Here is a 21,753-nt window from a genome sequence, read left to right as displayed (position 1 = left end):
ACCCAAGCCTTTCGATTGCTCAAGACTCCCGGATCCAGGCCGCCGCATCACAGGCGTGATAAGTGAGGATCAGATCGGCCCCGGCGCGTTTGAAGCTGAGCAGAGTCTCTAGCACCACGGCTTTCTCGTCGATCCAACCCCGCTCAGCAGCAGCCTTCACCATGGAATATTCGCCGCTGACGTTGTAGGCGGCAATCGGCAACTCCGACTCTTCGCGGAGACGATGAATGATGTCGAGGTAAGCCAAGCCTGGTTTCACCATCATGATGTCGGCACCTTCCTGCTCATCGAGCTGCGCTTCGGTGATGGCTTCACGGGCATTGGCCGGATCCATCTGATAAGTGTCCTTGTTCTTGGGGATGGGTTTGCTGCCTGCCGCCCGAGGGGCGGAATCAAGGGCCTCACGGAAGGGTCCGTAGTAAGCGGAGGAGTACTTCGCTGTGTAGCTGATGATCCCTACGTGCTCAAAACCTTCATCATCCAAAGCTTCCCGGAGGGCACCGACGCGACCGTCCATCATGTCGCTGGGTCCAATCAGATCAGCTCCAGCAGCTGCCTGAACCACGGCCTGTTTACAAAGCTGCTCGATCGTTTCGTCGTTCAGGACAATGCCTTCATCGCTCACAATCCCGTCATGTCCATCGCATGAATAGGGATCAAGAGCAACATCCGTCATGATCGCCATCTGGGGGACGTCGAGCTTTAGCTGACGGATTGCCCGCGGAATCAGACCATTGTCGTTGAAGCACTCAGCACCGTCCTCAGATTTGAGCCCTTCAGCCACTTTCGGGAACAACACCACACAGCGAACACCAAGATCCCAGGCTCGTTGCACTTCAGCCGTCAAAGCAGACAGTGGCCATCGATTCGCTCCAGGCATGGCGCCAATTGGCTCGACTTCAGCCCCCTCGTGAACAAAGAGGGGATAAATGAAATCCGCAGCGGATAGGCTGACTTCGCGGACCATCGCCCGTAAAGCAGGCGTGCGACGTAGACGACGAGGGCGGTAGGTGAGCTCCATCAGACCGTTGGACGAGCCGCTGATCGTAAATCTCTTCCCCTCAGAGCACTGCTGAACGCAACCAACTGCGGCGAGGATCCTCGGAACGCCGCTGGCGAAGCTGCTCGAGCAGTTGACGTTCTTCGGCTGACCAGGTTTTGGGAAGAGCGAGCTTCAACGTGAGCAGGAGATCCCCTCGACCGGATCGACCTGGCCACCCTTTACCCTTAAGCCTCAAACTCCGACCTGGAGTGGTGCCTTCGGGAATGGTGACCCTGGCCTCCCCGTCTGGGGTCATCACATTGACAACGGCTCCCAAAGCCAGTTCGTCAACGCTGACAGGCAGATCAGCCTTCAGCTGATCCCCTTCAAGCCTCCAGATCGGATGATTTTGGACAGAGAGGTTGAGATAAAGATCTCCACGGCGACCCGTTCCTGGCTGAAGGTTGCCCTTGTCCTTCAAGCGAAGGCGCGAGCCGTTCCGAACGCCTGCTGGGATCCGAACCTGCACCCTTTCATCGTTGACCGAAAGGGTGCGTTCCGTCCCTCGAAAAGCGTCTGTGAAACTGACGCTGACGCTGGCTTCAGCATCGAGATTGATTGGCGCACGGGCTGAGGATGCCCCGCGAGGGAAGCCCCCTCCTGGGAATCCTCCTGACTGAAAACCGGAAGCACCTCCAGGGCCACCAAATCGACCGAGCAGGTCATTGATGAATTCATCAAAATTTCCGTACCGACCGAAATCCACGTCCATTCCCGGACCAGGAACCCCTTCGCCCATGCCGCCAGCTTGATTCCAGTACTGACCAAATTGTTCGTACTTTCGGCGCTTCTCAGAATCAGACAGCACCTCATAAGCCTCACTCACCTCTTTGAATTTGGCTTCAGCGGATTGGTTACCGGGATTGACGTCGGGATGGTATTTACGCGCCAGCTTGCGGAATGCGCGTTTGATCGTGTCAGCATCTGCGCCGCGATCAACACCGAGCACCTTGAAATAGTCCTTGTAACCGCTGCCGGCCATTGCGCCCGTCGATCCCCATGCCTGGATTACGTCAAGTGTCCCAGCCGATTGGCCTCAGGTGTGCGTTCACCATGGAGGGAAGCCCGAACGGAAGGAGCGACCTAACTTCTGCGAACAAGGGGTAGTGGATGATGAAACCAATCGCAGGTGGTGTGCTTGCAGTGGGGTTCATCCTGTCCGGTTCCTTGGCAGCGTCAGCTGAGTGGAAAGGAACGGTCGGCGAACCTTTGCGGGATTCCAGTGGCAAGGCATTTCGGCTTGCGGAGCACCTTCGTCTGATCGGGGCAAGGTTCTATGGATCCTGGTCCTGTCCGGCTTGTTTCAAACAGATGAATCTGTTTGGGAAACAAGGCGGTGCCCTCGTTCCCTATATCGAATGCACGCAACTGAAAAAGCGTCCCCAGCAGGCGCAACTCTGTCGTGAGGCAGGCATCAAGGCCTATCCAACCTGGGAATTACCGAGCGGTGAACAGCGTGAAGGGATCCAGTCGATTCAAGAGCTGAGCTCCTGGAGTGGGCTCGATTGACATGGCACTGATTCATGGCCTGAACACGCGGAACCTGCGCGGTGATCTTTTGGGGGGCCTAACGGCCGCTGTGGTCGCACTCCCACTCGCCTTGGCATTCGGAAACGCAGCTTTAGGCACGGGAGGTGCGATTTATGGTCTGTATGGCGCGATTGTGGCCGGCTTCATCGCTGCCCTGCTCGGAGGCACCCCTGCACAGGTGAGCGGACCGACCGGACCGATGAGCGTCACGGTGGCAGGCGTTGTATCGAGCCTTGCAGCGATTGGCATTTCCAGAGATCTAGCTGCGGGGGAAATGCTTCCTCTGGTGATGGCGGCGGTTGTTTTGGGAGGGATCTTTGAAGCTCTTCTCGGGCTGCTCCGCCTTGGCAGGTACATCACGTTGGTGCCGTATTCCGTGGTTTCTGGCTTCATGTCAGGCATCGGATTCATCATCTTGGTTCTGCAGATCGGTCCATTCCTCGGCATCAGCACGCGAGGGGGAGTGGTGGAGTCCTTGAAGGGATTGATCGAAAATCCAACGCCCAACCCAGCGGCAATCGGCGTTGGGCTCATGACACTGGCGGTTGTCTTCCTGACCCCGGCACGAATCAGAACCTGGATCCCATCGCCTCTTCTGGCGTTGCTGGTAGTTACGCCTCTATCGATCCTGTTGTTCTCGGATAGTCGTTTACTCCAACTGGATCTGGAACCCATCGCACGGATCGGCACGATTCCAGGGGGAGGGTTGAGGCTTGTGATGCCGAATTTCAGCCAACATCTGCCAGAACTTGTGAAGGCAGGATTGGTTCTTGCCCTTTTAGGTGCGATCGATTCGCTACTTACATCACTGGTTGCTGACAACATCACCCAGACCAATCACGATTCAAATCGTGAATTAATCGGACAGGGAATTGCCAACACTGCAGCAGGCTTCCTGTCGGGATTACCTGGTGCTGGAGCAACGATGCGTACGGTAATCAACATCAAATCCGGAGGTGCAACACCCATCTCTGGAATGACCCATTCAATCGTTCTATTGATGGTTTTAGTCGGCGCAGGATCACTGGCAAGTGAGATACCGACTGCACTTCTGGCAGGAATCCTGATCAAAGTTGGCCTGGATATCATCGATTGGGGCTTTCTTTTAAGAGCACATCGTCTGTCAGGCAAAACAGCGGCCCTGATGTACGGAGTGTTGTTGATGACTGTGTTCTGGGATTTGATCTGGGGAGTCCTTGTCGGGATGTTTATTGCAAATTTATTGACCGTGGACTCAATGACTCAAGTCCAGCTGGAGAAGATCGAAGCAGACAACCCAATGGACGCAGATGCCCACGGTGTTCAAGAGGGTGTACTTACCGCAAAAGAACAATCAATACTCGACTCCTGCGAGGGTGATGTGATGTTGTTCTGCTTGCGTGGTCCCTTGAGCTTTGGAGCTGCTAAAGGGATTAGTGCCAGAATGGGACTTCTGCAAAATTACAAGGTACTCGTTCTCGACATCAGCGAAGTTCCCCATTTAGGAGTCACTGCAACGCTGGCCATTGAACGCATGGTGGAAGAAGCCAGCGCGGAAGGTCGTGTGGCGCTGGTCGCGGGTGCAGCGGGGAAAGTAAAAAAACGATTACTTCAATTTGGCGTGAGCAAGCTGATTGACCAACGACTGGAAGCCCTGCAAACAGCCCAGGAAATTATCAACGAAGTCGCCCTTCATAATCATTAGGAACAGAATCAAACAAACAATTAACTCCTCCATTAATTCATCGGCTAAAAGTATTCCAACTCAAAAATGAAGAAATCAAATTAGCACCGCGCCTCAAAGCAAGAGCTAATCAAAAGACCATTAATCATGACAGCAGCAATTCATTACCCCCACGCAAGCACCGATTTTACATCAAGGAAATAAACCAAAAAAATCCTCGAATACCAAACAAAAAAGGTACGCATCAACGGCTGATCAACAGAGGCCGTGCACAAGCAACCCAACAGAGAAAAGCAAAAAACAAAAATAAAAGCTTAAATCGCCTCTCCCCTTAACACATACTTGCTATAAATCAGGAATTCATGCCAATTACTATCCCGCCAAGATCAGAAAAAATCCCCGCAACCCCTCCTCCATCACATTTTAACCTTAACATCAAAGGCAAAAGCAAAAAATGGCCTCATAACATTGTCCACTCGCTTCCCCATCAATCAATCAATCAAAGCCACCCAAATGATTTCATTAATTTGCATAAAATACGCAACTTTCAGCCAACAATAGAAGATTTACAAGGCCATCATTCGCGAATACGCGCGAAACAATCTTCCTTTGAAAATATATATAACAATTAACTCTCAATTTATTACGTCTAAGACTTCAGATTCCGAAAAAAAGAGGCATCAAATGCAACGCCTACACGATTCAATGAGAACAAAAGGTCCTAGGCAGCCCAAGCGAAGTCGAACAAAACTCCTGCTACGTCAGCATTTGGCGACAATATAAACAATGGCAGGAACCTGATCGAATTTACTGCTACCAAATTAATGAGTTAAGACTACATCACCAACCCAAGACGACGTGTCGAATCATTCGACCTACATCACAACAACACCCTCGTCGCTCAATCAACTTCAATGACATCTCTCCTAAAGGAAAATCCACAACAGACTTTAAAAGGATTTCCCCTTGAAGCCGCTGATACGCCCTTACGTCGATACGTAGGATCTGCTCATCCATTTGGTGCAACTGTCAGTGAAGAAGGGGTTAACTTTTCCCTCTACAGCGCGAATGCTACGGCAGTCAGCCTTCTTCTTTTCGCACACCCTGGTGATGAAGAACCAACCCGCGTTATTGAACTAGATCCGTCTCGAAACCGTAGTTTCAATATTTGGCATGTCTTTATTGAGGGTGCATCTCATGGCATGGGATATGCATACCGTGTGGATGGCCCCCACGATCCATGGAATGGACACCGTTTTGATCCACAGAAAGTTCTGATCGATCCCTATGCAAGAGCCAACAACCTATCTCGATGGAAAAGAGTTGATGCTTGTATACCTGGGGATAACGTAAAAACCAGCATGCGAAGTGTCGTCATAGACACGAATGACTACGATTGGGAGGGTGATCAGCCATTACAAACCCCAATGGCTGAATCAGTTATTTATGAAATGCACGTTGGGGGTTTCACAAAAAGCCCTAGCAGTGGTGTTGAAAATCCAGGAACCTTTCTGGGGTTAATCGAAAAAATCCCCTATCTCAAAAAACTGGGAGTATCTGCGGTTGAATTACTACCGCCACTTTGTTTTGACCATACAGATGTTCTCAGAGAACATGATGGCAAAAAACTCGTTAATTATTGGGGCTACAGTACAGTTGGCTACTTCTCTCCACATCAAGCCTATTGTGTTTCACATAGCGATGGGCAGCATATTCGCGAATTTAGAGACATGGTCAAGGCCCTGCATCGCGCGGGGATCGAGGTTATTCTGGATGTAGTTTACAACCACACGGACGAGGGAAATCATCAGGGACCAACCTTCTGCTTCAAAGGAATTGATAACTCAACATATTATTTTTTAACAGGCGCCAATGGCTCAAAAGAATTTTATTACGACTACACAGGTTGTGGCAACACTTTTAATTGCAACCATCCCGTTGGTGAGAAATTAATTCTCGACTCTCTGCGTTTCTGGGTAGAAGAAATGCATGTAGATGGATTCAGGTTTGACGAAGGTTCGGTGTTAAGCAGAGGAGAATCAGGCGCTCCACTAGAACATCCTCCTGTGATTTGGGCCATTGAACTTGATGATATTCTTGCAAAAAGCAAGGTTATTGCTGAAGCCTGGGATGCAGCAGGACTATACCAAATTGGTTATTTCCCAGGAGCAAGATGGGCTGAATGGAATGGAAAGTATCGTGATGCAATACGCGGCTTCGTCAAAGGTGATCCTGGCCTCATCAGCGAAGTGGCGGCAAGGTTGACTGGTAGTTCTGATTTATATCAAGTAAGGCGAGAGGAGCCTGTCAACAGCATCAACTTTATTACCGCACATGATGGATTTACTTTATACGATCTATGTGCTTACAATGAAAAACACAATTGGGCAAATGGCGAAGGAAATAACGATGGAATCAATGACAACGTCAGTTGGAATTGCGGCGTTGAAGGAGAAACGGACGACAAATGGATTAATGATCTACGCGCAAGACAAGTTAAAAACTTTGCAACTCTTATGTTGACGTCAATGGGCGTACCCATGATCGTCGCAGGAGATGAATTCAAACGGAGCCAAGGTGGCAACAACAACACCTATTGCCACGACAATGAGATCAATTGGTTTGACTGGGACAAAATCAATTCTCCGGAAAGTCAGGAGATGATTCGGTTCTGGTCAAAACTTATTCAAAAAAGACTCCTGCTACGCAACCACTTTAGTGGTCGCTACTTTGCGGGAAAAACCAATCGATTCGGCATCAGTGACATTCATTGGCATGGCCCTCGGATCAATGAGCCCGGCTGGGACGACCCAGAGGCTCGGTGCCTAGCTTATACGCGTGGTGACACTGCTGAAGACACAGATCAAACGATGAACATGCATGTAATGATGAATATGTACTGGGACGCTATAGAATTCGAAATCCCTCAGTTTAATGGCCTTGATTGGCATCGACTAATTGATACTTCTTTGCCTTCACCTGACGACATAGTAGAACGCGAACAACAAGTCAAAATCTCAGATAGTAACTATATTGTAACTGGCCGAAGCATTGTGGTTCTCGTTTCGCGAGCAGCCACCTAAAGCCAAATGTCACTCACAATTTCTTAACAGCTTCAACCTCTGCATATTTTCATCTTTCACCGCTACCTTCCATGACCTCCTCCAATCAGCTCAACTTTCCGTTCTCAGATCTAATCGCTGGTTACATCAGAAATGTTTCCTATCCAGACCAATTTGATTGCAAAGGTCAAATCGACCTAGAGACATCTGACGGCCGTATTTACACTGTCAAAATAACAGACGCTTGTTATGCAGAGGTTGTTCGCAACCTGGGTGAGCCCTTCCAGGTAGCACCTGATATGAAGCAGATCTTGGTTGAAGATCGCTTCATCCATGCTTATGGACTTTTTTATCCTGAAACGAATGGATTAAAATTTGAAGCCAAACATATCCTTCTTTTTGGGGGAGCAAAAGATAGTCTTCGAATTGAAGAGCAAAACTGGTGGATTCACCAGATCCAGCAACTTTTGAATTTCTATCTTGAATCCCAATTTGGTGTTGAAGAAGGTGAAACTATCGACTTCAAGAAGTTTCGTACTGATCTGAGTGCTGAAGGAGGGAAACAGGACGGCGTCCAAAATCTTGACACAATATCTAGACTGATTTATGGCTTTGCCACCGCTTATATGATTACAGGGGATGAGCGTGCCCTAGAAGCATCGCTGAACGGAACTGAATATATGCAACGACACTTCCGCCATCAGAACAAATCCGAGGGAATTTGTTATTGGTACAGCCAGATTGATATTCAATCAGATGGGTCTGTCCGTAAGTACATGGGATCCACTGCTGGAGGTGACGAGGGTGGCAATGCCATTCCTTGCTATGAACAGATTTACGCTCTGGCAGGGCCAACTCAAACCTACAGACTCACCGGAACCCCAAACATCCGGACAGACATTGACGACACAATTTCATTCCTGAACCGTTTCTATAAGGACCACGGTCCCTACGGTGGTTACTATTCCCATGTCGATCCAGTCACCTTCGATCCAAAGGCTGATTCACTTGGTGTCAATAAAGCCAAGAAGAATTGGAATTCCGTTGGAGACCATGCTCCTGCTTATCTGATTAATCTTTATCTCGCCACAGAGGAAGAAGGTTACGCAACGTTCCTTGAGGATACCTTCGATACGATCTGTGATCATTTCCCTGATTATGGATACAGTCCATTCATGAACGAAAAGTTCTTTGATGATTGGGGCCGTGATCTGAAGTGGGGAATTCACCAAGCACGGTGCGTTGTCGGACACAACCTCAAAGTGGCTTGGAACCTCACCCGCATGCATAGCCTGATGCCCAAGGAGAGCTATGTGAAATTTGCCCATCAAATCGCCGATGCAATCCCCCCTGCAGGTTGTGATAACCAGCGCGGCGGGTGGTACGACATGATGGAAAGGACTTTAAAAGATGGGGAAGAGCATTATCGACGGGTTTGGCATGATCGCAAAGCCTGGTGGCAGCAGGAGCAAGGCATCCTTGCCTACTACATCATGGCAGGCGTATACAACGATAAACCTGAATATCTACGCTTCGCACGAGAAGGGAGTGCCTTCTACAACGGGTGGTTCCTTGATTACGAACAGGGTGGTGTCTACTTCAATGTTCTTGCCAATGGCCAACCCTATGCACTTGGCTCTGAGCGAGGCAAGGGTAGCCATTCTATGGCTGGATATCACTCATTTGAGCTTTGCTTCCTTGCCGCAATTTACTCCAATCTATTGGTGAATAAAATCCCGATGGATTTCTTCTTCCGTCCAGAACCTCAGGCATGGCCTGACAACAAATTACGTGTCGCACCAGATCTGCTACCACCAGGAAGCATCCAACTCTCAGAGGTTTGGATTGATGACAAAAATCATACCGACTTTGATAAAGAAAAATTAATCGTTAATTTGCCGGAGCATGATAAGCCTGTGCGCGTCCGTGTTCGTATTGAACCCGCGGGCCTCGGTTTCAGTGCAGGAATGACAACCTTTGAAGATGGTATTGGCACCTTTACGCTTGATGGATGTTTAACAAGAAGCAGACTTCATTATCTAAAGCGTTCTATTGAAAGCGTCGCAAACTTGAAAGGAGTTGTTCTTGACCTGACCAACCTCGACACCATTGATGATACCGGCTGGAACTACTTGCTGTTTACGAAGCAACAACGCGGCGCCAATTTCAGCCTCAAATTAAAAGGATTAAATCCTGAGGTCTCACAAGCCCTTAAAGATGCCGAACTTGACGAAGAATTTCAAGTAATTAGCTGATCTCATTAACATAAAGTCAGTCGATAAAATCGGCTGACTTTTTTTATCTATCTCATTCTTGATGCCCACGACTCCCGATCACAACCGCAGTGGTGTTGAGGCTGCAATGCGTGGTGATCTCTCAACAGCTGAACAGCATTTTCTCAAAGCCTATGCAGCCAATCCTGAGAATGCAGGCATCGCCTTAAACATTGGGCGATTGATGCAGATGCAAAATCGCCATCAAGACTTGATCGCTTTTTTTGAAAAAAATTATAAGTCAACTCAAAAACAAAACAGTATACCTATACAACTCCGCTACATGATTGCAAAATCAGCAACAATTACACAGAATGACAAACTAACAATAAAGCTTTTGAATTCAATTAATAACATCACGTCTCAACCAGTTGATCTCACAATTAATTTGAGCGAAGCTTTTATACGGCAAGGGCAACTAGCACAAGCAAAAGATGTTCTTCTGCATGGTTTAGAGCAATATTCACAAGACCCTTCTCTTCTAACCAACCTAGCCATTGTTGAATCTGAATTCGGTTATTACAAAGAAGCAGAGGTGCTTTATAGAAAGGTTGTTGAAAATTATCCAAGACAATTTCTTGGACATTTTAATCTTGGAAAGTTTCTTGCATTGCTTGGCCAGAACCCGGAAGCAAAGCAGTGTTTTAACAAATGTCTGTTTCTTGTACCTAACGCACCAGAAGCACAGCAAGCCCTTCAAGCACTTGGTGCTGGAGAAGAAAATAACAATAATCAGAAACCATATACGGGGGTGGAGGCCTGCTATCGCGCCATTGAGTCAAAGAACTGGTCACAGGTTCTTGAGACCTTGAAAAAAGATCAAAGCCTCATTGATCCCATTCGATTGCAAGCGATTGTTACGGAGTTGCCAAGTGAATTTCAGAGGGAATTCGGAAAAGCTTCATCGTACAATCCTTCTGAAGTTGTCTACACAGAACAACTTATTCCTGCCGATTCAAAAATTATTGTGGATTTAATCAAGGAGATCCGATCTGAAGCAAGCCTTGTTTGGAATCGAGCAGGTAAACCCACACGACAAGGATTTCAAACCCATGAATTATTTTCTCAACAGGCCGGCAAAAACATTCGTTTTTTAGAATCCAACCTAAGAGAATCCCTTGAGATCTACCTGGCTGAACAATCCTCTCTGCCAATCAGCCTCGATCCTAACGAAACCTCGATTAGTGGTTGGGGAGTGATCTTAAAGCAAGGGGGATACCAAAAAAGACATATTCACCCCGAAGCAAAAATCAGTGGCGTCATCTATCTCGCGACTCCCAATGAAACATCATCAAAAGAAACAGATGAGGGAAATCTAATCTTCTCAACACAGTCACCTTTAAGCATCAGTCCGAATGCCGGCCTTGTTGTTCTGTTTCCAAGCTATATGCCGCATGAAACTGTGCCACAAAAAAGCAAGGATAACGAAAGGGTATGCATTGCATTTAATTTCAATTAAGTCGCAAATAAAGAGACCAAATAGACTATCATCTGCCCGATCTCTCTATTTGAGCATATCTATTGGGCAAATATTGCAAGTTTGCAAATATTTAGGCCTGCATTGTTACTTGTAAGGCGCAAGTAAAGCATCAGAAGCAAATACATCGCGAACAAATGTGAGTTGCTCACTCTTGTAATAACAACCACCACGATGACCGCGTCGTACCCAACAGACACTACCTTTGGCAATCTGTTCATGGGTATTGTCATCAAAGCAGATCCATTCGAAGTGAGTAAATTCACCCCAAAACTGAACGATTGGCCAGCACATTGTGACTCCGGGCTGAGCAATGATGGCCCACCAGTGCTTTTCTCGTTGCTGCTGCTCTTTGATCCCATGATAAGGACCATCCTGACAGTGATAAACGAGATCAGGACGATATTCCCTGGTCAGAAGATCGCCGCGGCCCTGACGGAGCGCCTCGCAATGTGTCGGCCAAAACTCACGGTTTTCAGCTTCAATCTGCTCGAGTGTGTAGTCAGGACCAATGACCGGAAGTTCCGCTTCCTGAAGCTTGGCTATTTCATCAGAACGTGCGATTAATTTCTTTTGCACGTCTTCAGGAACGAGTCCAGGCCGAGAATAATCAGCGGATAGATCTTTGTAGTAATTTTGACGAGCCATTGTGCTTTTGAGAAAGTAGCAAGTTAAACAGCCAACAGCCTGAACTCAGGTCATACCGTTGACCTTTGGGAAAATCGTACTTGATGCGGAAACCAATCTTAGTGTCATCATTTGCCACGTTTAATCATTCAAGCCAAGGCTAGCTACGAAATAGAAAAGCGGTAAGCACAGGTTCAAAAATTCTGATAAAGAAAAGACGATGACAAGCCAAATGCGGCTTTCCCATCACAAGACAGAAGCTGTCAAAAACAACAATCAAAAATAAAAAAAATAAGATTTCATGAACCCCAACGTCATGCCGTCCTTAGCATTTATACGTAAAGGCCTTCATGATGAAGCCTTGACGCCATGCCAATCCACAACGTATCCCTCTCATGTTGCTAAACGCACACGGAAATTCAAAAGGAAAAGTCGGGGTGTTTATTGAAGAACATTTCGACATGACAGAATATCGTTTGTTCAATAGACGGTTTCCTTCAGCAGGATATGATTTGGAGTACATATCAAATTTATGGGGAAATTCATCTCTTCAATTTGGATCGAATCCTGATAATGGCTGGGTGGAAGAACATTTGACGGTCTCCAAAGACGTAAAAGAGGTGAACCCTAGCGATTACAAAGGTTTCTTATTAATTGGTGCCTACGCAACGGATCGACTGCGTTACACGGTCAAGCCTGAAAAGAATAAACCAAACGACGCACCAGCCGTTGAGCTGCTCCGTAAAATCGGAGCGACTCCTGGCGTAAAATTAGGTACAATTTGTCACTCACTATGGTTGATGTGTGCCGATCGCTCACTCCTAGAGGGCAAAAAAGTAACTTGTGCGCACAATATTCTCTGCGACGTTGAAAATGCCGGAGGTGATGTTCAGTACGGGGATGATGGAACCGTAGGAAGTGTGGTAGACGGCGACTTGATCAGTGCCAAGCATCCCGCTTTTACTGACGAACTCATCGATCTCTTCCTGAAAGAGATCGAAGCAGCCTGATCAAACGCCAGGCTGCTTACCCTATGGCTGAATGAATTCAAACAGCGGGAGAGGGGAATTGATCTTGATACTTCTCTTTCAACTCATTCAGCCTTCCAAAAGCTCCGGCCGCTTTGTTGAAGCCGCAGTAAACACACGTCCATAACAGTAATTCTTCAAGCTCCGCAAAGCTCGTGCCCTGCTTGAGTGCCATCAGAACATGGGCCTCGAAAGGAACCCCCGGGCCATGAAAGGATTGATTATCGACATCCAAGGCAACGGCAAGTAAAGCCTTGGTCTTCTGATCAATCAGTGGTTTTCCCCATGCCTCGGCGGCGACACGGACACAAAAATCTCCAAATGCTGGATTAACGCCGCTTAACGCATTACAGAGATCGTCATCACCAGTAACAGCATTCTCGTGTAGATCCATGAAAAAGAAAGCAGACATTTCAATCTAGTCAATTTCCCAGGACTTAACAGTGTTCCATTTTTTTATTGATTGCCCTGGCCTCGTTGGTACGCTGTATCCCATCCAAGATCCCAATCCTATGGTGAGCACACATCCCAGCCTTTTTGGGCAATATTGTGCCACTGAAGTGCGTCATCAATATGCTTATCATTTAATTGAAAATAATTATTTCCAAACATCACATCACGATTAAAAAAATCGAGCTCTTCGCATAACATCTGCGAGCCGCTCCGGCATGCCGGATAAGTCCAAATACCCGCAATTGACCGTTCATGACCCCTCCCCAGGATGCAAGACGCCCGGTTTCCAAGAGACTAAAGGTGACGATTAAGAATGAAACACTGATGACTTCAGGAGCAACTGATCCTATAAAAGAGAAAACCTCAATTTCACCTTGGATTGTGGTGCTGTAATCAGCAAGTCAATGCACACAATCATGTTGTGATATCGACGGCCTTACGCTGCCAGCCTCTTCAGTGAATGCAAACCCACGGCCTTGGTAGTACTACCAAATGTCGCGGCCAATGTTCCAAGATCACAACACACACGCGAACTACTGTGACAGGGAAACAGGATTCTCGTCATCCATCTCAAAAAGATGCACCAACGGCTTGTTGCAACGCAAAACCTGAGATCCTTTTTCAGGATCTTAGGATCACCAAAGATAGCCCTTATGTCGTAGTTCAACAGCAGCGAACTCATAGGATCTTTGGCTGCAATGTCCCGCCACTTCGGGAAAGATTTATTGACTGGCAATTATTCTTCTAAAGGCCACAATCTTTCCGCAGCGGTCACTAAAATGTGGATCTTAAATGAGTTCGACCAGCGTCAATAGCCGTAACATATGCTTCTTGACATTTAAATCAACTTTATCCATGCAATGGCTAAGGCTAATTAATGACGGATGTTGGATCAATCACTTAGATAGTTTTCAATCAATCGCCAGCAGGGATCGGTGATGGAATGAATCAAGCAACCTGGATCAGCCCGGAAAATCTTGTTTGTTCTGCACGACGTCTAAGCAGATAAAGAGCGTCCAGGATGATCAATCATTGACTGAGATCCAACGATTTTGCAATCAGGACCCAGGTGAATCATCTTTAAACGATGATTCCAACCGAATGCATCCTGATGTCTTGAGGCCGCAGCAGAGTGCCATTTAAAGCGGTGGACTCGGCATCCGCAAGCTCATCCAACCGTTCCTGAATCATCGTTCGGCACCATCGCGATTCCGCCAGGGTCCAGTAAATCCCGAAATGACGCGCCTCACTAATGAGAAGGTCGCTGTATAAGTTGCGCAACTCAGCATCAGGACTGTGTTCAGCCAACAAAGCCATGCGCTCGTGACTCCTGGCTTCAATCAGCCCTGCCACAAGAAATGAATCGAGCATGCGATGAGGCTCAGTTTTACGAATTCGGCGAGCGAGTTCTGCGCCGTAGGCAGGCGCGGGGAGAGGTTCGAGGTAATGGCCTCGGCTCGTTAGGACCGCCAAAACCTGCTCAAAATGTTCGAGTTCCTCCCTGGCAAGGGGGCTGAGCACCTCTCCAAGACCTGGCTCGCAGAGGTAGCGAAACATCATCTGAACTGCTGCCCCTGCCGCCTTCCTCTCGCAGTGGGCGTGATCGATCAGTAGCTCGATTGGTCGAGCGATGGCCTGATCCAACCAGGTCCGACTGGTTGCGGATTTCAACCATCGAATCGATGCGGTGGATTTCAGCGGAGGTGATGCCGTCATGAAGCCTGAGCCCGCAGGTGCTCAAGCAAGCCCTGAAGGGCCAGGGAATAACTCATTGCGCCGAAGCCACACACCACACCCACAGCCCCTGCGGCCAAAAACGAATGATGGCGAAAGGTTTCGCGGGAATGCGTATTGCTGAGATGCAACTCCACATAAGGGATCGCCACGCCCGCGAGGGCATCACGCAGGGCAATGGAACTGTGGGTGTAAGCCCCGGCATTGATCAGGATGCCGTGCACTGAGCCAATGGCAGCGTGGATTTTGTCCACCAACGCACCCTCAAAATTGCTCTGAAAACATGCGAGCTCGGCCCCAGCGGCCTCCGCTTCTCTTTTGAGGTCCGCCTCGATCATGGACAGAGTGCTGTGGCCATAAATCCCTGGCTCCCTCTGGCCCAGCAGGTTCAGGTTGGGGCCGTTGAGCAGCAGCAGATGCATGCGCCGTCGCCGAGGTCAGTTGCGTGGATCGTATCGATGCCAACGCTGCATTCCTAACAACGTTGATCGCGTCGACTGGTAAGTTCTTCGGGTGTGGTTCGGGTCGGTGCCCGAGTGGTTAATGGGGGCGGACTGTAAATCCGCTGGCTCTGCCTACGTTGGTTCAAATCCAACCCGGCCCACCTCCACACGCCCTTGTAGCTCAGCGGTAGAGCACTCCCTTGGTAAGGGAGAGGTCACGAGTTCAAGTCTCGTCAAGGGCTTTCACAACGACGGCGGACTGCCCTCCCATCGATCCACGTTCAAGGTCGGCGTTCCCAAGCTGAAATATGAGTTCCGACAAATCGCCTGGTAGAGACAGGGATTTATCACGAGAACGATTGATCCAAACCCGTACGCCTGCACCCACGGCATGAAGGCCATCCGCGCCGAGTGACGTCCAGTGAAGATCTCCATGACGAAACGCCGGAACGTTCCGACGCAGTTTTGAGAGCGAAGCGATGAAATTCCTCAGATCATGGGGCCAATCCGCCTCCCATGGGAACGCCTCGCGGCAGCCCGGCTCGGGACCACTCGAATGCTCCGTTTGAGGCCCCCCGGCAAGACCGGCCTCCGTCCCGTAATAGATGCATGGAGCACCTGGTTGAAGAAAAATCAGAAGAAGAGCGAGCTTCAACGCCGGAACATCACCGTGCAAGCTGTGCAAGGCCCTAGGGACATCGTGACTGTCCAACAGATTCATCTGGGCGCGGTTGACCTCCGGGCGATACCAATTAGCGGTGGTGGCCCAGATCTCAAGCAGCTCCTCTCCACTGAGAGGAATCAAGGGGTACTCCTTGTTGCGATATCCCTGTCGCAACCGATCCCCAGCCGACCAACTGATGCTGCTCCAGCCCAGCCGGTAGTTCATCACACCATCGAAGTGCTCTCCAGATAGCCAGGGTCTGGCATCTCCCCAGACCTCGCCAACAATCCAAGCGTCAGGATTGACCTCCCGAACAACCTGGCGGAAGTCCACCCAGAAATCCGCAGGGACCTCAGCAGGAACATCGAGCCGCCAGCCATCAATGCCGCGCTCCAACCAGTGACGTCCCACCTGAAGCAGATGGGAACGGACGCCCTCATTGGCGTGGTTGAACTTCGGCAGGTCGGGCACGGCCCACCAGCAGTCGTAGCCACAGTCCTTTCCATCACTGGGATAGGGGTTCACGGGCCAGCGATTCACATGAAACCAGTCCCGATAGGGAGAAGCCTCACCGTTTTCGGCGAGGTGATGAAACGCCCAGAAACCTCGCCCGCAGTGATTGAAGACGCCGTCGAGAACGAGCTTCATCCCTCGCTGATGCACTGCCTCAACCAAGAGATCGAAGGCCGTATCCCCCCCCAGCAGGGGGTCGACCTTCATGTAGTCGTAGGCGTGATAGCGATGGTTGGACGCTGAACTGAAGATCGGTGTGAGGTACAGGCACGTGAATCCCATCGCCTGGAGCTGATCGAGAGCATCGATGACCCCATACAGATCTCCACCCTGAAATCCCTCATCGCGCGGATCGGTCCCCCATGGCTTGAGGGTGAGATGTCTCTGAGCATCAACCCGTCCACTGCGCTTGAAACGGTCAGGAAAAATCTGATAAATGACCGCATCCGAGACCCAGGCAGGGGGTTCGGTGAAGGGCGTGACCGCTTCCATCGCTTTGCAGTGCACAGACCTCTCGCTAGCAGGGAAGAAGAAGAAAAGGAACGGCCATGGCAGACCAGACTCTTCTGCTGGCGCTCGACCAAGGCACCAGCAGCTCCAGGGCTGCCGTGTTCAACACCTGTGGCGATCTGATCGCCACAGCCAGCACTCCCCTACCGATTCAGTACCCAGCTGACGGCTGGGTGGAGCAGGATCCGAACGCCATCTGGAGCAGCCAGCTGCAGGCCATGCACGAGCTGCATGGAGCGTTGAGTGACGAACAGCGCGCAGCTGTTCTCAGCTGCGGCATCACCAACCAACGGGAGACGACCGTGCTTTGGCGCCGCAGTACCGGCCGTCCCTGCGGACCTGCACTGGTCTGGCAAGACAGCCGCACCGCGTCGACCTGTCGACGTTGGAAAGAGGAAGGGTTGGAGGCGTCCTGGTGCCGACGCACGGGGCTGCTCCTGGATCCGTACTTCAGTGCAAGCAAGATCGAATGGATGCTGATGCATCAAGAGGACGCCAGGAGCGCTGCTGCTGCTGGCGACCTCTGTTTTGGGACCGTGGACTCCTGGCTGCTCTGGAACCTCACTGGAGGCAGCCGCCATGCCACCGACATGAGCAATGCCAGCCGAACCTTGCTGATGGACCTGGAGGAGCACTGCTGGGTGGATCTGTTCTGTGATCAAACCGGTCTTCCGATGAGCGCCTTACCGGAACTGCTCCCCTGCCGCGGTGACTTCGGACACATTGCAGAGGGCTTGCCCTTCGCAGGACGACCGATCCATGCCCTTCTGGGAGATCAACAGGCCGCCACCCTCGGTCAGCTCTGCCTCCATCCAGGCGAAGCGAAGTGCACGTACGGAACTGGGGCTTTCCTGGTGATCAACACAGGGGACACGATCCGCCGTTCCGATGCCGGACTGCTCAGCACCCTTGGATGGACCGATGCCAACGGCGTCGCCACCTATTGCCTGGAAGGAAGCTTGTTCAATGCCGGCACCGTGGTGCAGTGGCTGCGTGACGGCCTTCAAATCATCGAAACGGCCTCCGATATCAATCGACTGGCCTTGGATGTTCAGGATTCCGGTGGGGTGATGCTTGTGCCTGCATTCACAGGCTGGGGGACCCCTCACTGGGACCCTTTGGCGAGGGGAATGATGATCGGCCTCACCCGCGACAGCAGGCGTGGCCACATCGCCCGAGCCGCGCTTGAGGGAATCGCCTTGTCCGTGGCGACTCTGGTGGATCTGGCCGAAGCCGCCGTGGATGCCCCCCTTGGTGAGCTTGCCGTCGATGGTGGTGCAGCGGCCTCAGACCCGCTTCTTCAAGCCCAGGCGGACTGCACCGGGCTCACCGTGCGACGGGCCGCCAACCTCGAAAGCACGGCACGGGGCGTAGCGCTGTTCGCCGGCGTCCAGGCTGGTGTGATCGACAAGGTTGACGAGCTCGTCCGTCACCGAAGCGATGGGGCCACCCTTTTTGAACCGCAGATGGACACATCCCGGCGTGAAGCATGGCGCACTCGGTGGAATGACGCCGTGACCCGGAGCCTTGGCTGGCATGGCTGAACGCAGATTCGATCTTCTGGTCATTGGTGCAGGAGCGAGCGGCGCCTCTCTCGCCTACGAAGCCGTGCGTCGAGGCCTCTCCGTAGCGGTGCTGGAAGCATCGGATATCGCGAGCGGCACGAGCTCCCGCAGCACCAAACTGCTGCATGGCGGCGTTCGATACCTCGAGCTGGCTTTCAAAACCCTTGATCTCGCGCAGCTCAATCTGGTGCGGGAGGCCTTACTGGAACGGGGACACTGGCTTCGGCAAGCCCCATTCCTGGCCCATCGATTGGAGCTTGCCCTGCCGACGAATCACCGATTTGCACAGGCTTACTACCGAATCGGCCTTGGGATGTACGACGCCTTATCTGGACGTCAGGGCATTGGCTCAAGCCGACAACTCAACAAGCAACAACTTCAACAAGCTTTGCCCCTGCTCAAGCCCTGCCAGGGCGCCGTAGCGTACAGCGATGGGCAGTTCAACGATGCTCGCTTAAATCTGCTGCTTGCCCTCACCGCTGAATCGGCTGGTGCTGTTCTGCGCTGTGGTTGCCGGGTGATGGAACTCGAGAAGGACGCCGGCGGCAGGATCCAAGCGGCCGTGAGTGAGGACAACACCGGAACCCGTGAACGTTGGAGCGCCTCCACCATCGTCAATGCCACTGGAATCGGTGCCGATGCGATCCGACAGATGGCAGATCCTGACGCGGAACCCAGGATGCTCACCAGCCGCGGAACCCATCTCGTTCTGAGGGAGCAGCTTTGCCCCGCTGATCTCGGCCTGCTCGTCCCTGCAACCGATGACGGACGGGTGTTGTTCATGCTCCCATTCTTCGGCCACACCCTTGTAGGAACCACCGACCAGCCCTGTGAACAGGCAGCAGCGACCCTTCCTTCCGCGGATGAAGAAACCTATCTGCTCGACTATGTGAGCCGATGGTTTCCATCAACAAGTCCCGTCAGCGTGACCAGTCGCTGGGCCGGCGGACGACCGCTTCTCCGACCTGCAGGAGATGAATTGGACAGCAGTCGTGTTGTGAGGGAACACGACGTAGAGACCCTGCCGTGCGGTCTCATCAGCCTGATGGGCGGGAAATGGACCACCTGCCGCCCCATGGCACTGGACACGTTGCAGGCGGTGGAGAGACAAAGCAGCCGGACCTTCCCACAGCCCCAACAGCTTCCTCTCCTGGGTGCAGCCGGCAGCATTGATGCCACCCGCAGCGCTCTGGAGACGCAGCGGGTTCAGCTGCAGACCCTGCTTCCTGACACCCGACAGCAAGACGATCAGATCGCTCACCTACAAGCCGATCACGGCCTGCTGGCGGCGCCGCTGATCGAAGCAGCCAAACCAGCGATGCGCGAGCCCCTCAGTTCGGTGATCCCGATCTGTGAAGCAGAAATCCACCATGCAGTGCAGCGGGAACACGCGAGAAGCTGTGAAGACGTTCTGGCACGACGCTTCAGGCTGGCGATGGTGGACAACGCTGAGGCGCAACGCCTTACAGGCATGGTGCAGGGCGTGCTGGATCAGGTGGCGTCCACTTCTCCGATCAACCACCAGTTGAAGCCGTAAGGCGGCAGGTTGATAAACCACTCATCTGCCGCTGGAGGGAATTCACAGCCCCACATCACCTCCCGGGTGCGTTCCCCTGTCCAAGCGGAGAGATCCAAACTGATTGAAGCGCCTGCAGCCGTAAAATTCCCAGCCACCAGCACGGTCATCGATTCCGTGAAACGCACGTAGGCGATCACGCCGGGATGGGAACAGGACAGGAGACGAAAGCCTCCTAATTGCAGAGCCGGCAACAGGCGGCGACAGGTGAGCATGCGCCTGTGCCAATTGAGCAGAGACCCCGGCAACTGTTTCTGCACCTCCACATTCACAACCCTGTAGTCGTAACCAGGCGCCGTGATCGGGGGGAGAACAAGGAGAGGATCCGGTGCTGTTGAAAAGCCCCCGTTACGCGCAGGCGACCATGCCATCGGAGTGCGATTCGGATCTCGGTCCCGCAATCCAGGCCAATCTCCCATTCCCAGTTCATCGCCGTAGTACAGGCATGGCATCCCGGGAAGGCTGTAAAGCAGCCCATGCAGCAGGCGATTGGAACGGGGATCACCATTCAGAAGGGGTGCCAGCCGTCGATTGATGCCCCAGTTCAGCCAGTGGCCCTGGCCCTGGGGAAGACCCAGTCGGATGGTCTGGATCACCTCTTCAGGGATCAGATGACCATCACCAAGCCAGAGCTCATCATGGTTGCGGAGCGGCATGGCCCACCGGCAACCCTGCGTCGCATCCTGAGCCTCCTGCAGACAGCCACCCAGCGACTGGGCATTGCCGCTGGCCACTGCTGCAAACAGATGAGCCGTGAGCGCGAAATTGAACGCACCGTGGAGCTCATCATCTGCAAGGTAAGGAGCGGCCTCCTGCACCGGCTGAATCGCCTCGCCCAGCAACAACACCTCTCGCCCGCAGACATCAACCCTCTCCCGCAGCCGTTTCAGAAAGGCATGGGTCTTGGGCAATCCCTCGCAGCGCGTCCCTTCCTCTTCACAGAGAAAGGGCACAGCATCGAGGCGGAAACCATCGATGCCCCGATCGAGCCAGAAGTCAACGACCTCCAGCATCGTGTCCTGCACCCAGGGATTGGCGTAATTGAGGTCGGGTTGATGACGCAGGAACCGGTGCAGGTAGTACTGCTGCGCAACTTCATCCCACTCCCAATTGGATGACTCGAAATGACGGAACAAGACCGGCGCATCGGCATAGCGCTGGGGATCGTCACTCCAGACGTAGACATCCCGTTCCAGACTTCCCTTAGGAGCCCATCGTGCCCGCTGGAACCAGGGATGGAGATCGCTGGTGTGATTCAGCACCAGGTCGAGGATCACACGCATGCCCTGGCTGTGGGCGGCCGTGAGAAATCGATGAAATGACGAGAGGTCACCCAGATCCGGATGGATGCCGGTGAAATCCGTGATGTCGTATCCACCGTCCAGCAGCGGTGACGGATAGGTCGGAGTCAGCCAAAGGGTCTTGACACCCAACCAGCGCAAATAGGGCAACCTGGCAGCCAGTCCCTTGAAATCTCCGATTCCATCACCGTTGCCATCGGAAAAACTCCGAACGATCAGCTGATAGATAACGGTTCCTGACCACCAAGGTTGGGCAGTGGCCATCAGCCAATGACTGCTGCACCACTGCTAG

At 51.7% G+C, this 21,753-nt stretch carries 16 protein-coding genes and 2 tRNA genes; 10 read left to right on the top strand and 8 right to left on the bottom strand.

Translation table 11 applies throughout. The annotated features are described in order from the left end of the window. Positions 1–19: 19 nt before the first annotated feature. Positions 20–1,021 (bottom strand): porphobilinogen synthase, encoded by a 1,002-nt coding sequence (gene hemB, locus SIB64_RS05515; protein ID WP_413442274.1) that lies wholly within the window; start codon positions 1,019–1,021, stop codon positions 20–22. A gap of 40 nt (positions 1,022–1,061) precedes the next feature. Next, a complete protein-coding gene (locus tag SIB64_RS05510) occupies positions 1,062–2,024 on the bottom strand; it encodes a DnaJ C-terminal domain-containing protein (RefSeq protein ID WP_413442273.1) in 963 nt (320 codons plus the stop codon). Between the two features lie 128 nt (positions 2,025–2,152). Between SIB64_RS05510 and SIB64_RS05505 the strand changes: the two genes are divergently transcribed. From SIB64_RS05505 to SIB64_RS05485, 5 genes are all read left to right on the top strand, one after another. Further along, complete coding sequence (locus tag SIB64_RS05505; RefSeq protein WP_413442272.1) at positions 2,153–2,551, top strand: vitamin K epoxide reductase; 399 nt, start codon at positions 2,153–2,155, stop codon at positions 2,549–2,551. Between the two features lies 1 nt (position 2,552). After that, positions 2,553–4,256: a SulP family inorganic anion transporter gene (locus tag SIB64_RS05500; RefSeq protein WP_413442888.1), complete on the top strand. Its 1,704-nt coding sequence runs from the start codon at positions 2,553–2,555 to the stop codon at positions 4,254–4,256. A gap of 893 nt (positions 4,257–5,149) precedes the next feature. Then, positions 5,150–7,318, top strand: a complete 2,169-nt coding sequence (gene glgX / locus SIB64_RS05495) for a glycogen debranching protein GlgX (protein ID WP_413442271.1) — start codon at positions 5,150–5,152, stop codon at positions 7,316–7,318. Between the two features lie 71 nt (positions 7,319–7,389). Then, positions 7,390–9,552 carry an STAS domain-containing protein gene (locus tag SIB64_RS05490; protein WP_413442270.1) on the top strand — a complete coding sequence of 721 codons (2,163 nt, stop codon included), beginning with the start codon at positions 7,390–7,392 and terminating at the stop codon, positions 9,550–9,552. A 61-nt stretch (positions 9,553–9,613) separates the two neighbouring features. Then, complete coding sequence (locus SIB64_RS05485) at positions 9,614–11,029, top strand: 2OG-Fe(II) oxygenase family protein (RefSeq protein WP_413442269.1); 1,416 nt, start codon at positions 9,614–9,616, stop codon at positions 11,027–11,029. Between the two features lie 105 nt (positions 11,030–11,134). Here SIB64_RS05485 and SIB64_RS05480 read toward each other — a convergent pair whose 3' ends face one another. Then, the gene (locus SIB64_RS05480) at positions 11,135–11,695 is read right to left on the bottom strand and encodes a hypothetical protein (protein ID WP_413442268.1); all 561 of its coding nucleotides are present in this window, start codon (positions 11,693–11,695) and stop codon (positions 11,135–11,137) included. A 374-nt stretch (positions 11,696–12,069) separates the two neighbouring features. Here SIB64_RS05480 and SIB64_RS05475 point away from each other — a divergent pair, with 374 nt between their 5' ends. Next, positions 12,070–12,684, top strand: a complete 615-nt coding sequence (locus SIB64_RS05475; RefSeq protein ID WP_413442267.1) for a DJ-1/PfpI family protein — start codon at positions 12,070–12,072, stop codon at positions 12,682–12,684. Between the two features lie 37 nt (positions 12,685–12,721). Here SIB64_RS05475 and SIB64_RS05470 read toward each other — a convergent pair whose 3' ends face one another. The 3 genes from SIB64_RS05470 to aroQ form a co-directional block, all read right to left on the bottom strand. Further along, on the bottom strand, positions 12,722–13,114 hold the full coding sequence (locus SIB64_RS05470) for a carboxymuconolactone decarboxylase family protein (protein WP_413442266.1): 393 nt from the start codon (positions 13,112–13,114) through the stop codon (positions 12,722–12,724). Between the two features lie 1,121 nt (positions 13,115–14,235). Then, positions 14,236–14,871: a tRNA-(ms[2]io[6]A)-hydroxylase gene (locus tag SIB64_RS05465; protein ID WP_413442265.1), complete on the bottom strand. Its 636-nt coding sequence runs from the start codon at positions 14,869–14,871 to the stop codon at positions 14,236–14,238. After that, complete coding sequence (aroQ, locus tag SIB64_RS05460) at positions 14,868–15,311, bottom strand: type II 3-dehydroquinate dehydratase (RefSeq protein ID WP_413442264.1); 444 nt, start codon at positions 15,309–15,311, stop codon at positions 14,868–14,870. Before aroQ ends, SIB64_RS05465 begins: the two co-directional genes overlap by 4 nt. Positions 15,312–15,411: 100 nt before the next feature. On the opposite strand from aroQ, the gene SIB64_RS05455 reads away from it, so the two are divergent. Both SIB64_RS05455 and SIB64_RS05450 read left to right on the top strand, forming a co-directional pair. Beyond that, positions 15,412–15,493 (top strand) — tRNA-Tyr (locus SIB64_RS05455). Positions 15,494–15,502: 9 nt separating this feature from the next. Further along, positions 15,503–15,574 (top strand) — tRNA-Thr (locus SIB64_RS05450). Here SIB64_RS05450 and SIB64_RS05445 read toward each other — a convergent pair. Continuing rightward, positions 15,556–17,001, bottom strand: coding sequence for a glycoside hydrolase family 13 protein (locus SIB64_RS05445; RefSeq protein ID WP_413442263.1), 1,446 nt, complete (start codon positions 16,999–17,001; stop codon positions 15,556–15,558). The two genes, SIB64_RS05450 and SIB64_RS05445, sit on opposite strands and share 19 nt — an antisense overlap. 56 nt (positions 17,002–17,057) lie before the next feature. Between SIB64_RS05445 and SIB64_RS05440 the strand changes: the two genes are divergently transcribed. Together SIB64_RS05440 and SIB64_RS05435 are read left to right on the top strand one after the other, a co-directional pair. Beyond that, a complete protein-coding gene (locus tag SIB64_RS05440; protein ID WP_413442262.1) occupies positions 17,058–18,563 on the top strand; it encodes a glycerol kinase in 1,506 nt (501 codons plus the stop codon). Further along, the gene (locus SIB64_RS05435) at positions 18,556–20,121 is read left to right on the top strand and encodes an FAD-dependent oxidoreductase (RefSeq protein ID WP_413442261.1); all 1,566 of its coding nucleotides are present in this window, start codon (positions 18,556–18,558) and stop codon (positions 20,119–20,121) included. Before SIB64_RS05440 ends, SIB64_RS05435 begins: the two co-directional genes overlap by 8 nt. Here the strand turns inward: SIB64_RS05435 and SIB64_RS05430 are convergent. Then, positions 20,076–21,725, bottom strand: coding sequence for an alpha-amylase family protein (locus tag SIB64_RS05430; protein WP_413442260.1), 1,650 nt, complete (start codon positions 21,723–21,725; stop codon positions 20,076–20,078). The genes SIB64_RS05435 and SIB64_RS05430 overlap by 46 nt on opposite strands. Positions 21,726–21,753: the final 28 nt, after the last annotated feature.

Origin of the sequence: Synechococcus sp. MIT S1220 (assembly GCF_047303025.1) — a bacterium.
Taxonomy (GTDB): domain Bacteria; phylum Cyanobacteriota; class Cyanobacteriia; order PCC-6307; family Cyanobiaceae; genus Parasynechococcus.
This window is presented reverse-complemented; position numbering and strand designations above follow the sequence as displayed.

Bases quoted from the DNA above. Each gene is read 5' to 3' on its own strand.
- SIB64_RS05435 (WP_413442261.1), top strand. From the start codon at position 18,556: ATGGCTGAACGCAGATTCGATCTTCTGGTCATTGGTGCAGGAGCGAGC.
- SIB64_RS05470 (WP_413442266.1), bottom strand. From the start codon at position 13,114: ATGTCTGCTTTCTTTTTCATGGATCTACACGAGAATGCTGTTACTGGT.
- SIB64_RS05505 (WP_413442272.1), top strand. From the start codon at position 2,153: ATGATGAAACCAATCGCAGGTGGTGTGCTTGCAGTGGGGTTCATCCTG.
- glgX (WP_413442271.1), top strand. From the start codon at position 5,150: ATGACATCTCTCCTAAAGGAAAATCCACAACAGACTTTAAAAGGATTT.
- hemB (WP_413442274.1), bottom strand. From the start codon at position 1,021: ATGGAGCTCACCTACCGCCCTCGTCGTCTACGTCGCACGCCTGCTTTA.
- SIB64_RS05510 (WP_413442273.1), bottom strand. From the start codon at position 2,024: ATGGCCGGCAGCGGTTACAAGGACTATTTCAAGGTGCTCGGTGTTGAT.
- SIB64_RS05490 (WP_413442270.1), top strand. From the start codon at position 7,390: ATGACCTCCTCCAATCAGCTCAACTTTCCGTTCTCAGATCTAATCGCT.
- aroQ (WP_413442264.1), bottom strand. From the start codon at position 15,311: ATGCATCTGCTGCTGCTCAACGGCCCCAACCTGAACCTGCTGGGCCAG.
- SIB64_RS05485 (WP_413442269.1), top strand. From the start codon at position 9,614: ATGCCCACGACTCCCGATCACAACCGCAGTGGTGTTGAGGCTGCAATG.
- SIB64_RS05465 (WP_413442265.1), bottom strand. From the start codon at position 14,871: ATGACGGCATCACCTCCGCTGAAATCCACCGCATCGATTCGATGGTTG.
- SIB64_RS05475 (WP_413442267.1), top strand. From the start codon at position 12,070: ATGTTGCTAAACGCACACGGAAATTCAAAAGGAAAAGTCGGGGTGTTT.
- SIB64_RS05445 (WP_413442263.1), bottom strand. From the start codon at position 17,001: ATGGAAGCGGTCACGCCCTTCACCGAACCCCCTGCCTGGGTCTCGGAT.
- SIB64_RS05440 (WP_413442262.1), top strand. From the start codon at position 17,058: ATGGCAGACCAGACTCTTCTGCTGGCGCTCGACCAAGGCACCAGCAGC.
- SIB64_RS05480 (WP_413442268.1), bottom strand. From the start codon at position 11,695: ATGGCTCGTCAAAATTACTACAAAGATCTATCCGCTGATTATTCTCGG.
- SIB64_RS05430 (WP_413442260.1), bottom strand. From the start codon at position 21,725: ATGGCCACTGCCCAACCTTGGTGGTCAGGAACCGTTATCTATCAGCTG.
- SIB64_RS05500 (WP_413442888.1), top strand. From the start codon at position 2,553: ATGGCACTGATTCATGGCCTGAACACGCGGAACCTGCGCGGTGATCTT.